The organism is Actinomadura sp. DC4, assembly GCF_030406325.1.
Taxonomy (GTDB): Bacteria; Actinomycetota; Actinomycetes; order Streptosporangiales; family Streptosporangiaceae; genus Actinoallomurus.
In genome coordinates this window covers 222,955-237,113 of the sequence record NZ_JAUEQY010000007.1, presented here as the reverse complement: position 1 = coordinate 237,113, position 14,159 = coordinate 222,955, and the positions used below count along the sequence as shown (strand labels likewise).

Annotated in this window: 9 protein-coding genes; 4 read left to right on the top strand and 5 right to left on the bottom strand. The window is 71.4% G+C overall.

Features of this window, described 5'->3' with window-relative positions:
* Positions 1 to 27 precede the first annotated feature (27 nt).
* From QWU11_RS14420 to QWU11_RS14405, 4 genes are read right to left on the bottom strand one after another with little or no spacing between them, the layout of a single operon-like run.
* The gene (locus QWU11_RS14420; RefSeq protein ID WP_290108416.1) at positions 28 to 1,782 is read right to left on the bottom strand and encodes an MOSC and FAD-binding oxidoreductase domain-containing protein; all 1,755 of its coding nucleotides are present in this window, start codon (positions 1,780 to 1,782) and stop codon (positions 28 to 30) included.
* Between the two features lie 5 nt (positions 1,783 to 1,787).
* Positions 1,788 to 2,558 (bottom strand): SDR family NAD(P)-dependent oxidoreductase, encoded by a 771-nt coding sequence (locus tag QWU11_RS14415; protein WP_290108405.1) that lies wholly within the window; start codon positions 2,556 to 2,558, stop codon positions 1,788 to 1,790.
* 20 nt (positions 2,559 to 2,578) lie between these two features.
* Positions 2,579 to 3,721, bottom strand: coding sequence for a DNA alkylation repair protein (locus QWU11_RS14410; protein ID WP_290108397.1), 1,143 nt, complete (start codon positions 3,719 to 3,721; stop codon positions 2,579 to 2,581).
* 6 nt (positions 3,722 to 3,727) lie between these two features.
* A complete protein-coding gene (locus tag QWU11_RS14405; RefSeq protein WP_290108395.1) occupies positions 3,728 to 5,131 on the bottom strand; it encodes an FG-GAP-like repeat-containing protein in 1,404 nt (467 codons plus the stop codon).
* Positions 5,132 to 5,384: 253 nt separating this feature from the next.
* On the opposite strand from QWU11_RS14405, the gene QWU11_RS14400 reads away from it, so the two are divergent.
* Positions 5,385 to 5,837: a hypothetical protein gene (locus tag QWU11_RS14400; protein ID WP_290108318.1), complete on the top strand. Its 453-nt coding sequence runs from the start codon at positions 5,385 to 5,387 to the stop codon at positions 5,835 to 5,837.
* Between the two features lie 3 nt (positions 5,838 to 5,840).
* Here QWU11_RS14400 and ligA read toward each other — a convergent pair whose 3' ends face one another.
* Positions 5,841 to 7,889: an NAD-dependent DNA ligase LigA gene (ligA, locus tag QWU11_RS14395; RefSeq protein WP_290108287.1), complete on the bottom strand. Its 2,049-nt coding sequence runs from the start codon at positions 7,887 to 7,889 to the stop codon at positions 5,841 to 5,843.
* A 558-nt stretch (positions 7,890 to 8,447) separates the two neighbouring features.
* Here ligA and QWU11_RS14390 point away from each other — a divergent pair.
* The 3 genes from QWU11_RS14390 (at position 8,448) to QWU11_RS14380 (ending at position 14,048) form a co-directional block, all read left to right on the top strand.
* Positions 8,448 to 11,519: a glycoside hydrolase family 2 TIM barrel-domain containing protein gene (locus QWU11_RS14390; protein WP_290108275.1), complete on the top strand. Its 3,072-nt coding sequence runs from the start codon at positions 8,448 to 8,450 to the stop codon at positions 11,517 to 11,519.
* An 88-nt stretch (positions 11,520 to 11,607) separates the two neighbouring features.
* Positions 11,608 to 12,429 carry a DeoR/GlpR family DNA-binding transcription regulator gene (locus QWU11_RS14385; RefSeq protein WP_290108235.1) on the top strand — a complete coding sequence of 274 codons (822 nt, stop codon included), beginning with the start codon at positions 11,608 to 11,610 and terminating at the stop codon, positions 12,427 to 12,429.
* A 101-nt stretch (positions 12,430 to 12,530) separates the two neighbouring features.
* Positions 12,531 to 14,048: a sugar ABC transporter ATP-binding protein gene (locus QWU11_RS14380; RefSeq protein ID WP_290108222.1), complete on the top strand. Its 1,518-nt coding sequence runs from the start codon at positions 12,531 to 12,533 to the stop codon at positions 14,046 to 14,048.
* Positions 14,049 to 14,159: the final 111 nt, after the last annotated feature.

The following is a 14,159-nucleotide window of genomic DNA, read 5'->3' as shown; positions in this document are numbered from 1 at the left end:
ATGTGGCCGCCGATATCCGGTTTCCGGCTAGAGGTCCACGACGAGGTCCCCTTCGGGCCTGGAACAGCAGATCAGGACATCGCCCTCGGCGGGCGGCTCCACGGGTTCGGGCGCGTACGCGACGGTGCCCGACAGCAGACCACTCTCGCAGGTACGGCACACGCCCGTACGGCATGACCAGCGAGCCGGCACATCGCAGGCCTCGGCGAGCTCCAGCAGGCTCGCGTACGCGGGATCCCAGGCGACCGTCAGGCCGCTCCGCGCGAAGGAGACGGCCGGCCCGGGTCCGGGTAGCCCCGCGGGCGGATGCGCGGGCCGCGTCGCGATCTCGGTCAGACCGGGCGTCCGTGCCGGCCCGGCCCCGAAGACCTCCGTGTGGACGCGCGCGGGGGCGAGGCCGGACGCGGCGATGGCAGCCGGCAGCTCGGCCATGAACGCCGGCGGGCCGCAGAGGTACACGTCGGCGCCGTGCGGGACGCCCAGCTCGGTGAGCAGGCCGGCGGACAGCCGCCCCGCGGTCCCGTAGTCGGTCCCCGCGCGGTCGCCGGGGGCCGGGTGGCTGTAGCAGATCCGCTCGTGCGCGTTCTCCAGCCGGGCCAGCAGTGCGTGTGCCTCCCGCGCGAACGGGTGCTCCGTGCCGTCGCGCGTCCCGTACAGCCACCACACCTCACGCTTCGAACGCCCGGCGGCGAGCGCGTGCAGCATGGCGAGCACGGGCGTCGCCCCGATGCCGGCCGAGATCAGCAGGACGGGCGTCTCGCCCGCGTCGAGGGTGAACGTGCCGCGCGGCGCCGCACAGTCCAGGACGTCGCCGGGGCGTACGCGGGTGCGGAGGTAGGCGCTGCCGGTGCCGTGCGGCTCCCGCTTCACGCTGATCCGGTACGTCGCGGCGCCCGGCGGCCCCGACATCGAGTAGCTGCGGACGGCCGGGGGAGCGTCCTCGCCGCCCGGCCGCAGCCGGAGGGTGAGGAACTGGCCGGCCGCCGCGGCCGGCAGCGCCGCGCCGTCGGGGGCGGCGAGCGTCAGCGAGGCCACGCCGGCGCTCTCCGCCTCGACGCGGTCGACCCGCAGCGGGCGGAACCCGGCCCAGGCGGGCGGCGGCCCGGCCGAGGTCAGCCCGGCGTTCCCGGACGCGCCCTCGTCCTGGTCCAGCAGCGCGCGCAGCGAGGTCTGCCAGCCGGGGCTGAGAGCGGGGATGCGCAGCGCGCGTACGAGCCCGTCACGCGGATGCCCGGGCAGGTAGAGCAGCCCGTCGATCTCCGCGACGCTCACCCCTTCCGGGCCGGCGGCGACCTTGACGATCTCGTCGCCCGCCTCGACGCGTCCCTCCGTGATCACGCGAAGGTAGAAGCCGGGCCTCCGGTGCGACACGAGCAGCGAGGGCAGCCGGGGCTCGCCCATCCGCAGGCCGACCCGGTAGCAGGTGACCCGGGGCTGGGTGACCTCGAAGACCGCCTCGCCGATCCGGAAGCGGTCCCCGACGCACACCTCGTCGTCGGCCAGCCCGTCGACGGTGAAGTTCTCCCCGAACTGGCCGTACTCGAAGTCCTCCCGGCCGAGATGTTCCTGCCAGTGGCGGTAGGAGTCGCGCTGGTAAACCAGAACCGCGCGCTGCTCGCCGCCGTGGCCGGCCAGGTCGCCCTGGCCGTCGCCGTCGATGTTCAGCCGCCGCACCATCCGGGGACCGGCGACCGGCCGTTTCCAGATCCCGGTGTGCACGGTCCGGCCGTTCCAGGAGACGTCCCTCGGCAGGCCGACGTTGACGGCGAGGAGCTCGGCCATGGGCGTTATCCGCTCACCGGCTCGCCCGAGAGCTTGGCGCAGTACTCCACGAGCCGTGCGCCGAGGGCCTCGTCGTGGACCGCCGGGTGCGTCTCCTGGGGCTCCTGGTGGAAGAAGTAACCACCGGTGATCGTCGCCGTCTCCTCCTCGACCGCCAGCCAGGCCTGTGTGAGGGAGCCGAGGTCGGGATCGTCCGGAGCTCCGGCGCCGCCCATCTTGGTCGCCACCCAGCCCGGGTCGACCGCGTTGCTCGGGGTCCCGGGCCACAGGCGGGCGATCTGCGCGGCCAGGATCGTGACGAACAGCTTGCTGTCGGAATAGGCCTGCATGCCGTTCCAGCGGCGTCCGGCCCACTGCGGGTCGCTCAGGTCCGGATCGCCGCCGCGGTGCATCCCCGAGCTCAGGTAGACCAGCCGTCCGGGCCGGTCGATCAGCGCGGTGAGCAGGTACGGCGCGAGCACGTTGACGGCGAAGTGCTGTTCGAGCCCGTCGGCCGTCTCGACCCGGCGGGGCTTGTGATAACCGACCCCGGCGTTGTGGATCACTGCGTCGTAGCGGCCCTCGTCGTTGGCCTGCTCGGCGACCGCGCGCATTCCGGCGATCTCGGCGAGGTCGCCGACGAGGGCGCCGCTCGCGGCCGGCAGGGCCGCGCGGGCGTCGTCGGCGCGTTCGGGGCCGCGCGCGTGGAGTGTGACCGAGTGGCCCTGGTCGATCAGCCGCTCGGCGGCCAGCCGCCCGAGCCCGTCGGCCGAGCCGGTGATGAGGACGCGTGCCATCGGACCCTCCGGGGTCGTTCTCACTGCGTGGCGTCGAGGGTGAATTCACCCTGTCCGAAACGGTACCCATTGATCTGCAGCTCGACAGAGTGCGGACCGGAGTAATAACGGCGCGTGGTGATCGGCCGGAACGCGTGGCGCCGTACGACGTCGTGCCCCTCGCCCGCCTCCAGGGTGCGCTTGACCAGCTTGAACACGCGCGGCGCCGGCCGGCCGTCGGCCTTCAGATGGTTGATGACGTAGTCGATGGCCAGGGTCACGGGCTCGCGGGAGACGTTCTCGATCCGCGCCTCGAAGACGAGGTCGCCGCCGAGGACGACCTCGGGTGTACGGACCGTGGGCCCGGTGACCGCGAGCGCGTCGCGCTCGCCACGGAAGCCGACGAGCGCGAGCGCGGCCGGGTCACCCTTCTTGATCAGGGTGCGCATGGAGTGGCGGATCAGCGCGGGCGCGGCGTCACCGGCCCACCGGCTCGCGGTCGCCACGGCCGCGCGAGGGTCGAGGCGGGAGATGTCGTTGAGGTGGTTGGCGACCGAGCGCCGTACGACCTCCGAGGGATCTCTGTAGAGGCGGTCGAGGATCGGCACGGTCACGCCGGGCGTTTCGTTCAGCCGCGGCACCTGACGGGCCCACGGCAGCTTGGGCCGCGTGCCCTCGCTGGCCAGCCGCCGTACGGCCTCGTCGGGGTTCCCGGTCCAGGTCAGGGCGATGGCGAGCGTACGGTCCAGGTCGTTGACGAGGAACGTGCGGAGCGCGAACTCCCCGGTCAGCCGGGGCGTGAGCGCGGCGAGCAGGCCGAGCCCGTCCTCGAAATGGGGCCCGGTCGCGGTGGCGGCGACCGCCTCGGTGACGGGCCAGACCATCCATCCGGTGAGGTCGGACCGCCCGAGCGCCTCCCTCACCACGGGCGCGAGCCGCTCGTAGCCACCGGGCAGATCCTGGAGCAGGGCGTCCCGCACCGTACGGGCCCGGTCGCTGAGCCCGAGCGGCCCGAGCGCGTCCGCACTGGCCCGCACTGCCGCCCACTCGCTCTCCTGAGGCGCGACGGCCCGCAAGATCACGGCAAGCCGCTGAATGCTCGCGACACTGATGAGCTCCTCGGCGGTGGGCATGTTCTCGGCCTTCCCGGGGCTGACGAACCCGACGGGCGAGGATACCGGCAAGGAAGGTCACCCGACCGTTGGCAGGATGTACTCCCCGGAGTCGCCGATGGGCTTGATCTCGCGTGCGCCCGTGACGGTCGCGCCGCCGGCGGCGCCGGTCAGCAGGACGACGCCCTGGTCGTGACGTACGGCGATGACGGGATCGAGACGGCCGTCCTTGTTGAGATCGAGCAGCGCGACGCTCTCCCCGAAGGCGCCGTAGGCCGTCGAAGCGCCGGGCACACCCGTGCTGGCCTGGGAGAACATCTGGTCGTGGTCGGAGCCGAGCGTGGTGTCCCCGCCGTAGACGATCCACACGCTGCCCGTGTCGGTGACGGTGCCGATGTCCTCGCCCACGCCGCCGGTGAGCACGTCCGCCCGGCCGTCTCCGTCGAGGTCCCCGACGGAGATCGTCCCGCCGAACCCGTCGCCGTCCTCCCCGCCTCCCGGCACGCTGCCGGTGTCCTGGCTGATGGTGTCCTGGACGGCGAACGGAGTGGCCGCGCCGAGCCATACCCTGATCTGCCCGCCCGGCCGGGTGGTGTCCGTGAGCCCGTCGTTGCCGATGATCAGATCGGCCTTGCCGTCCCCGTTGACGTCGCCCATGCCCATCGCGGCATAGCCGTTCTGGACGTCGTCGCCACCGAGGCCACGCTGCGGAGGCTGCAGCCCCGAGGCGCTGCCGAAGTAGACCGCGAAGGCGGTCTTCCAGCCGGTGAAGGCACTGATGTAGGGGACGGTGAGGTCGGGTCGGCCGTCCCCGTTGACGTCGCCGACGAGCGCGTCCTGGACGTCAGGCTGGTCGGTGTCCGGGGGCGTCAGCCGCTGCAGGGGGTGATTCGTCGTCAGTGAGGTGCTGCCGGAGAGCACGTACGGCGCCGACGCGGTGTGCATGATCAGGTCGGGGATGCCGTCGTGGTTCAGGTCCCCGGCGTGCGCGGGGCCGTACAGGCCTTCGCCGGCCGGGACCTCGATGGCGAACGCGGTCGAGGACAGCCCGGTCTTGGCACCCAGGACGAGGGTGACCGAGCCCGACCCGGCCCCGGTGACGAACTCGTTGTCCGCCAGGATCGCCAGGTCGGCGCAGCCGTCGGCGTTGAAGTCGGCGGAGACGACGTTGCTGCCGAAGGAGTCGTTGTACTCGGCTGCGCCGGGCATGCCGGCGCTGTCCTCGGAGATCGTCTGCGAGGGGGCCGACTTGAGCCCCGTCGAAGATCCGTAGACCACCCTCACCCGTCCGGCGTAGTCGGCCGTGCCGACCGTCGCGAGCGGCTCTCCGGCGGCCAGGTCGACGTAGCCGTCCCCGTTGAAGTCGCCCGCTTTGGCCGGGGCCGCGGCCGCGGCCGCGGCCGTGGGGTCGGCGAGGAGGAGCCCGGCCGTGAGGACGGCCGCGGACAGGACGGGCATCGCAGCCGATCGGCGGTTGCGCAACGGACCTCCTGGGGACGTGTGGATCTGCTTGTTCCGGTACGAATACCGCATAACGGCGGGCGTGTCGTTACGGCCGTGGCCGGTGTCAGCCACCGTTTTCCCGGGATGAGGGGAGGCCGAAGAAGCCCCGGCCATCGCGGCGAACTCGTCGGGGGAGGGCGATCTGGATGCTCGAGCTCCGCGGTCTTGTCCGATCGGAGCCTGGAACGTGCACTTATATGGTTGCCCCGGCGATAAGAGGAGGTACGTGGTCGTGCGAGTGGAGTTCACGCCGGGCTCTTTGTTCAAAGTCCTCGTTCGGGAAGACGGCCACGCCTACGCCTTGATGTTGAGCGTGTTCCCTTATGTGGCGTTCTATGGCGAAAATGTGTCGATGGAGGAGGCGGGTTTTCCGTCCGAGGCACCGATGTTCATCATCGTCGTCGCGAGGACCGCCTATGCCTCGGGCGGCTGGGGCAGCCCGCTCCGCCGGCTGGCGGAGGAATTTCTGCCAGCGATACCCAGATTTTTCTGGCAAAGTCCTGTCAAGAAGAGCGAATGCAAGATCGTCGAGCCGATCAAGCGCAGGGTGGCGGCAGCGCCGGGGGAATGTGTGGGCCTTGAGCCCGAGGCCGTGTGGTCCCAGGAACACATAGAGGCCAGAATCATCGACACATACGCCGGTCGGCCGAACGCCTTCCTCGAGTCGTTGCGAGTAAGACTGTAGCCACTAAAGGAACGCCTCGACCAGCGCGGCGAACTCGTCGGGGGAGGCGATTTTGATCTCCAGTTTCGCTGCCTTGTCCTTTTTCGAGCCGGCCTTCTCACCCGCGACCAGCAACGACGTCTTCGACGAGACGCTCGACGACGTCTTGCCGCCCGCGCGTTCGATCAGGTCGTTCATCTCGTTGCGGGAGAGCGCGGCCAGCGGGCCGGTCATCGAGCCCGTGACGACCACCGTCATGCCGGTCAGCGGCAGGCCCTCGTCTTCGGCGGGCTCGCCGAGCTCGGCGTCGGGCTCGACCATCGACACGCCCGCGGCGGCCAGTTTGTCGATCACGGGGGACAGGGCGCTCAGCTCGTTCACGATGAGGGCAGCGCGTTCCGGGCCGATGCCCTCGACCTCCTGCAACGCCTCGATGTCAGCGGTGCGGATCGCGTCCATCGTCGCGAAGTGGCGGGCGATGCGGCGGGACATGCGCCGGCCCGTGCCCTGGACGCCGAGGGCGCAGAAGACCTTGTTGAGCGGCTTGTCCTTCGCGGCCTCGATCGCGGCCAGCAGGTTGGCCGTGCTCGTCTCGCCCATCCGGTCCAGGCCCAGGACGGCGTCGTAGTCGAGGGTGAACAGGTCGGCGAAGTCGGCGATGAGCCCCGCCCGCAGCACGGCCTCGATGCGGAGGCGTCCCAGCGTCTCGATGTCGAGGGCGTCGCGGGCGACCGCGTAGGAGATCGACGCCAGCGCGTGGCACAGCCGGCCCTGCACGCACCGCCACCGCTGCTGGGACGTGTCGATCTCACCCCCGCAGCGCGGGCACGCCGAAGGGATCTCGATCGGGGTCTCCGCGCCCGTACGCAGGTGGACGACCGGCGCCTCGACGCGCGGGATCACGTCGCCCGCCTTGTACACCGTCACCTGGTCGCCGAGCAGCAGACCACGGCGGCCGATGTCGGCGGCGTTGTGCAGCGTCGCGTACGTCACGGTGGTGCCGTCGATCTGGACCGGCTCCAGCACCGCCCGCGGCGCGATCACACCCGTACGGCCCACGTTCCACTGGACCTCGACCAGCCGGGTGATCTTCTCGACCGCCGGCAGCTTGTACGCGATCGCCCACCGCGGTGCCCGGGAGGAGAAGCCCGCGTCAACCTGGTCGGCGGCGGCGTCCGTCTTGATGACGATCCCGTCGATGCCCAGGCCCAGCTCGGTCCGCAGGCCGGCGATCTCCTCGACCCGGCTCCGCACGTCGGCCAGGTCGGCGCAGGCCTTGATCCCGGCGCCGGTCGCGGTGGTGGTCTGCACGCCCAGCCCGGCGACGTAGGCCATCACCTCGCTGTGCGCGGACTCCGCCAGCCGTGGCGCGAGCGCGTCGTCCAGCCCCAGCGCGCCGTACCCGAAGAAGCTCAGCTCCACCTTGTAGGGCCGCTCCCTGGCCCGCAGCGTCCCGGCCGCGCCGCTGCGCGCGTTGGAGAACGGCGTCCCCTCGTGCTCGACGCGGATGAGGTTCGCCGCCTCGAACTGCGCCGCCGTCATCATCACCTCGCCGCGCATCTCCACGGTGGCCGGTGACGGCAGCCGGTCCGGCAGGCCGACGATGGCGCCGATCGCGTGCGAGACGTCCTCACCCGCGGTGCCGTCGCCGCGCGTGATGAGCTGGACCAGCCGTCCCTCCCGGTAGCGGGCGGCCACGGCCAGCCCGTCGAGCTTCGGCTCGACGCTCCACGCCTCCACCGGCCGCCCGAGCCGCCGCTCCAGACTCGCCGCCCAGGTCAGTAGCTGCTCGGGCGAGAAGACGTTGTCCAGGCTCAGCATCGGGACCGTGTGCGGCACGTCGCCGCTCACCGCGCCGCCGGCCACCTTTCCGGTCGGCGAGTCGGGCGCCACCGCGTCCGGATGCTCCTCCTCGTACGCCGCGACGCGCCGCACCAGCCGGTCGTACGCGTCGTCGTCGAGCGGAGTCGAACCGTCGCCGTAGTAGTCGGCGGCCGCGGCGACCGCCTCGGCCACGGCCTGCCGGTAGGCCGCCTCGTCACCCAGTGGGGGAAGCCCCAGAGCCTCGGTCATGCCCCTCATCTTGCCGTGCGCCTCTGACAATCTCGCGTGCTCCGATGTCATGTCCCACCAACGGGACAGGCAAGTATCGAAACCAGGGACGGTGGAAAGCAGGAAATCGCCTATGCGTGTGCGGACGGCACTCGCGGGCGTGGGAACCGCCGCCGTGGTCGTCGGCGGGATGGCGGCCCCGGCCCAGGCGGCGACATGGTGGTCGGTCCAGAGCTACGGCACCCAGAAACTCTGCGTCGACGCTGGTCAGCAGTATCAGCGCGAAGGCCGGCCCTGCAGATGCCTGCACATCTCTCCCGCGTGGCTGCTGCAGATCTGGCAATGGTCAACGCACTTGTCACGGTGGCGCGGCGCGCGATGCCGTGCCACCGTTCACGGCACCCGCAGCAAAAGCGCTGACCCGGCATCACGGTGTCGCCCAAAGACGCGCAAGTCGCCATTCGGAAAAGAAAAGGCGGCCTGCGGGTCTTGACGGCGCGTCATGACCTATGGATCCTCAGGTGTCCGTATCGCGACTCACGTTCGATATGTCGAACAAGTGCCCACGTGAGGGGACCGATGTCCGGGAACTTCCGCGCCGGGTCAGTGCTCCGGTCGCTCGCCGCCCTCCTGTTCGTCCTCGCCGCGATACCCGCGCCGGCACTGGCCGCGCAGGCCGCGCCCCAGGCGCGTAACGAGGCCCGGAGCCTCGACTTCGACGACGGCTGGCGCTTCGCCCTCGTCAACCCGGCGGGCATCACCGACCCGACCGGCGCGTACGCCCACGCCGCCGATCCGGGCTACGACGACTCGGCGTGGCGGCGGGTGGATCTCCCGCACGACTGGAGCATCGAGCTGGACCCGACGCAGGCCGACGGCACCGACAGCGGCACCGGATACCTCCCGGGCGGTCTCGGCTGGTACCGCAAGACCTTCACGCTGCCGTCGCGGATGGCCGGCCGCCAGATCTCCGCCGAGTTCGACGGCGTCTACATGGACTCCGTCGTCTACCTCAACGGCCGGCAGGTCGGCGCCCACCCGTACGGCTACACCGGGTTCGCCGTGGACCTGGCCGGCGCGCACACCGACGGCACCCCCAACGTGCTCGCGGTCAAGGTCCAGAACCAGCTCCCCAGCAGCCGCTGGTACTCCGGCAGCGGCATCTACCGCGACGTCCACCTCGTCGTGACCGACAAGATCCACGTGCAACGGCACGGCGTTTCCGTCACCACCCCCGACCTCGCCCGTACCGTCGAGGACGGTTACGCGAACGTCCACGTGCGCACCGACGTCAGCGGCGCGGCCCAGGTCGTCTCCACGGTCAAGGACCCCCGCGGCCGTACGGTCGGCACGAACACCGCCGGGACCGGTGACGGCACCGCGACGGCCGACGTACGCGTCCGGCACCCCGCCCTCTGGGACACCGGCCACCCGAACCTCTACACGCTGCGCACCGACGTCGTCGTACAAGGACGGACCGTCGACACGGTCACCACGACCTTCGGCATCCGGTGGTCCGCCTTCACGCCGCAGGGCGGTTTCGTCCTCAACGGCGTGCCCACCAAGCTCCAGGGCGTCGACCTGCACCACGACGGCGGAGCCCTCGGCGCGGCCGTGACCAAGGACGCCCTGTACCGCCAGATGAAGATCATGAAGAGCATGGGCGTCAACGCGTTCCGCACGTCGCACAACCCGCCCTCGCCCGCGATGGTCGAGGTCTGCCAGGAGCTCGGCATCGTGATGATGGTCGAGGCGTTCGACACCTGGCGGACCCCGAAGGTCAAGTACGACTACGGCCGGTTCTTCGACGCGAACAGCGACGCCGACGTCAAGGAGATGGTCGACGCCGCCAAGAACTCCCCGGCCGTCGTCCTGTGGTCCATCGGCAATGAGATCCCCGACTCCACCTCGGCCGCCGGCGTCCCGATGGCCCAGCGGCTGATCGCCGACGTGAGGTCGATCGACACCACCCGGCCGATCGTCATGGGCTCGGACAAGTACCGCAGCGTGCCCGCCCCCGGCTCCGCCCAGGACCAGATTCTCAAGATGCTGGACGGAATCGGCCTCAACTACAACACCGCCGGCTCCGTGGACGCGCTGCACGCCCGATATCCGGACAAGTTCTTCTTCGAGTCGGAGTCGTCCTCGGAGACCTCCACCCGCGGCGTCTACCAGGACCCGCAGCAGCTCAACACCGGCGAGAACCACACGCCGGGCAGGCGCGGCACCTCCTCCTACGACAACAACCTGGCCTCGTGGACCATGAGCGGGGAGTACGGGCTGAAGAAGGACCGCGACCGGAACTGGTTCGCCGGGGAGTTCCTGTGGTCCGGCATGGACTACATCGGCGAGCCGACGCCGTACAACGTCTTCCCGGTCAAGGCCTCGTTCTTCGGCGCGGTCGACACCGCGGGCTTCCCGAAGGACATGTACTACCTGTTCCAGAGCCAGTGGACGACACGGCCGATGGTCCACCTGCTGCCCATGAACTGGACCGACCACCGGCCGGGCGAGGCCGTCCAGGTCTGGGCCTACTCCAACGCCGACACCGTACGGCTCTACCTCAACGGCAAGGAGCTGGGCGCCCGGACGTTCGACCGGAAGACCACGGCGGACGGCCGGACTTATCTGGAGACGACCGAGGCCACCCACGACGACAAGACCGTGACCGCCGGCCCGTACCCCGGCAGCTACACCAGCCCGAACGGGAGCGCGGGCAAACTGCACCTGACCTGGGACGTCCCGTACGCGCCGGGCACGCTGAAGGCCGTCGCCACCCGTGACGGCAAGGTCGTGGCCACCGATGTGCTGCGCACCGCCGGGGACCCGCGAACGGTGCGCCTGGAGCCGGACCGCCGCGCGATCACCGCCGACGGGAAGTCGCTGTCCTACGTCACCGCCGACGTCGTCGACGCCCGCGGCGTCACCGTGCCCGGCGCGGACACGCCGCTCCACTTCGCCGTGACCGGCGGGACGCTCGCCGGCCTGGACAACGGCCGTGAGGAGAGCGCGGAGAACTACAAGGCGCCGGACCGGAAGGCGTGGGGCGGCAAGGCGCTGGCGATCCTACGCTCCGGGCACAGGGCCGGGCCGATCACCGTGACCGTCACCGGGCCGGGCCTCCGGCCGGCGTCGACCGTCATCCGCGCCACCGGCGGCACCCCGGGTACGGAGCCGGACCCGGTCCGTACGACGCCGAGGGCCGAGGCCCCGGTGACCGCGGACGCGAGCTACTCGGGCGCGCCCGACACCGTGCCCGCCGCGATGCTCGACGGCGTCACGGCCTCGGGCGGCTGGTCCGACCACTACTACAAGGCGGCCACGGCGCTGCTGCCGGCGTTCAGCCTCGCGCGGCCGGCCGACTGGGTCTCGGTCTCCTCGCCCACAGCACGGACGGTCGGCACCGTGACGCCGTACTTCACGATCGGCTCCGGCCGTGCCCTGCCCGCCACGATCACGGTCGCCTATCTGCGCGACGGCCGCTACGTCCCGGTACGCAACCCGAAGATCGCCTGGGCCACCGAGACGAACCGGCCGACGACGATCACCTTCGACCCGGTCCGTACGACGAGTGTGCGGCTCGACCTGACGAGCCGGGCGCCGGGCACGCCCGACGGCTTCCTCCAGATCGCCGAACTCCAGACCGGCTGACGGCGGGGGCACCGGCGCGGCGGCACCTGACTACGATCGGAACTGCTCGATTGGTTTCGCATCGTGGAGCAGGATCGTGGGGAGAACCGTGAGCGACGTCCAGGGAGCGGCAGACGGTCGCAAGCCTGTCTTCGGTGCCGAGCGACGGGTGCGGATCCTCGAACTCCTCCGCGCGAACGGCACCCTGTCGCTGCGGCAGCTCGCCGAGGCCGTCCAGTCCTCGGAGGTGACCGTACGCCGTGACGTGCGCGCGCTGGAGGCCGACGGGCTGCTGGACCGCCACCACGGCGGCGCCTCCCTGCCGGGCGAGCTGTCCCACGAGCCGACCCACCTGCAGAAGGCGCAGGTCGCCAAGGCCGAGAAGGTGGCGATCGCCGACCTCGCCGCCGCGCTCGTCGAGGACGGGGACGCCGTCGCGATCGGGCCCGGCACCACGACCCACGCGCTCGCACAGCGGCTGACCGGCTACACCGACCTGACCGTCGTGACCAACTCGCTGCTCGTGGCGCAGGCCCTCTCGGCCTCCCCGCGCATCGAGGTGGTGGTGACCGGCGGCACGCTGCGCGGCTCCGTGCAGGCGCTCGTCGGCAGCGCCGCCGAGCGGTCGCTCGCCGGGCTGCGGATGCGCCGCGCCTTCATCTCCGGCAACGGCCTCACCGCCGAACGCGGCCTGTCGACACCGAACATGCAGGTGGCCAGCACCGACAGGGCGATCGCGGCGTCCGCGGAAGAGGTCGTCGTCCTGGCCGACCACACCAAGATCGGGCTGAACACCATGGTGCAGACGGTGCCCGCGGACCGGATCGACCACCTCGTCACCGGCGACGAGGCGCCCCCGGAGGAGTTGCACGAGCTCGGCGCCCGCGGCGTACGCCTCCACATCGCACGTCTGGATTCGGCCAGGACCTGATCGAAACTGAGCGATCCGGGCATATCGTTATCGGGCCGTTTCCCCACGGTGTGACGATGCGGATCACGATCGGCGTACCCAGGCGAACGCGGGAGGATCTCGTGGCACGACAAGCCCTCGAAGCCGCCGCGATCGTGAAGGCGTTCCCGGGCGTCCTCGCCCTCGACCACGTCTCGCTCTTCCTCGCCCGCGGGGAGGTGCACGCGCTCGCCGGAGAGAACGGCGCCGGCAAGTCCACGCTCGTCAAGGTCCTGACCGGGGTCCACCGCCCGGACGGCGGACGGCTGCGCCGCCCCGGCGAGGCACTGCGCTTCGCCGGCCCGCTCGACGCGCAGCGGGCCGGGATCCGGGCGATCCACCAGGACGACACCCTGATCCCGTCGATGAGCATCGCCCGCAACCTGTTCCTCGGCGAGGAGCCGCGCGGGCGGTTCGGTCTCATCGACGTCGCCTCGATGAACCACCGGGCGGCCGAGACCCTGCGCGCGTACGGGATCCGCGCGGACGTGCGCCGCCCGCTCGGCTCGCTCGGCGCCGGCGCGCGCAAGCTCGTCGCGCTCGCCCGCGCCGTCACGGCCGGCGCGCAGGTGATCGTCATGGACGAGCCCACCGCCGTGATGGAGCCGCCCGAGGTGCGGACGCTGTTCAGCGTCATCGCCGAGCAGCGCGACCAGGGCCGGGCCGTGCTCTACGTGAGCCACCGGCTGGAGGAGCTGCATGAGATCTGCGACCAGGTCACCCTGCTGCGTGAGGGCCGGGTCGTGCACACCGGCCCCATCGCCGCGCTCGGCCGGCGCGGCCTGGTCTCGCTCATGCTCGGCCGGCCGCCCGCCCGGCTCCCGGAGACGCACCCGGCCGAGGCGCAGGAGAGCCCCGGCGACCCGCCGTACCTCCGGGCCACCGGCCTCACCCGCCGGCACGCGCTGGCCGACGTCTCGATCGAGCTCCGCCAGGGGGAGGTGCTCGGCCTCGGCGGGCTCCTGGGCGCCGGCCGTACGGAGACGGCCAAGGCGATCGCCGGCGCGCTGACCCTCGACGCCGGGCAGGTCACGGTCGCCGGTGCGCCGCTGCGCAACCGGTCCATCACCGGGGCCATTCGCGCCGGCGTCAGCCTGCTCCCGGAGAACCGCAAGGCCGAGGGAATCATCCCGAGCCTGTCGATCCGCGACAACATCAGCCTGGCCGCGCTGCCGCGGCTGTCGCGGTTCGGCGTCGTGTCGAGCGCGCGCATCGATCGCATGGTCGAGATCTTCATGCGGCGGCTGCACATCAAGGCGACCTCGCCGCACCAGAAGGTGTCGGAGCTGTCCAGCGGCAACCAGCAGAAGGTGCTGCTGGCCCGCTGGCTGGCCATGCGGCCGAAGGTCCTCCTGCTCGACGAGCCGACCCGCGGCATCGACGTCGGCGCAAAGGCCGAGCTGCAGGACCTCCTGGACGAGCTGGCCGTGAACGGCCTGGCCATCCTGCTCATCTCCTCGGACCTGGAGGAGCTCGTCAGCGGCTGCGACCGCGTCGTCGTCCTGCGCGACGGCGCGGTCGCGGCCGAGCTGAGCGGACTCGACGTCACCGAGGAGGGCATCATCGCCGCGATGGCCTCGGCGGGCACGGTCAGCCCCTGAGCCGGCCGCGATAGTCTGGGCGCTTTCCCGGAAGCACCCATCGGCCCGATGTGACGCCCAGGACCGGAAGCCGCACCGGGGCGGAAGGAAGGGGCGGTTGACGCGTGACAC

What these genes read in the sequence shown, in the direction of transcription:
- ligA (WP_290108287.1), bottom strand. Translation starts at nt 7,889, where the DNA reads ATGACCGAGGCTCTGGGGCTTCCCCCACTGGGTGACGAGGCGGCCTAC.
- QWU11_RS14420 (WP_290108416.1), bottom strand. Translation starts at nt 1,782, where the DNA reads ATGGCCGAGCTCCTCGCCGTCAACGTCGGCCTGCCGAGGGACGTCTCC.
- QWU11_RS14415 (WP_290108405.1), bottom strand. Translation starts at nt 2,558, where the DNA reads ATGGCACGCGTCCTCATCACCGGCTCGGCCGACGGGCTCGGGCGGCTG.
- QWU11_RS14390 (WP_290108275.1), top strand. Translation starts at nt 8,448, where the DNA reads ATGTCCGGGAACTTCCGCGCCGGGTCAGTGCTCCGGTCGCTCGCCGCC.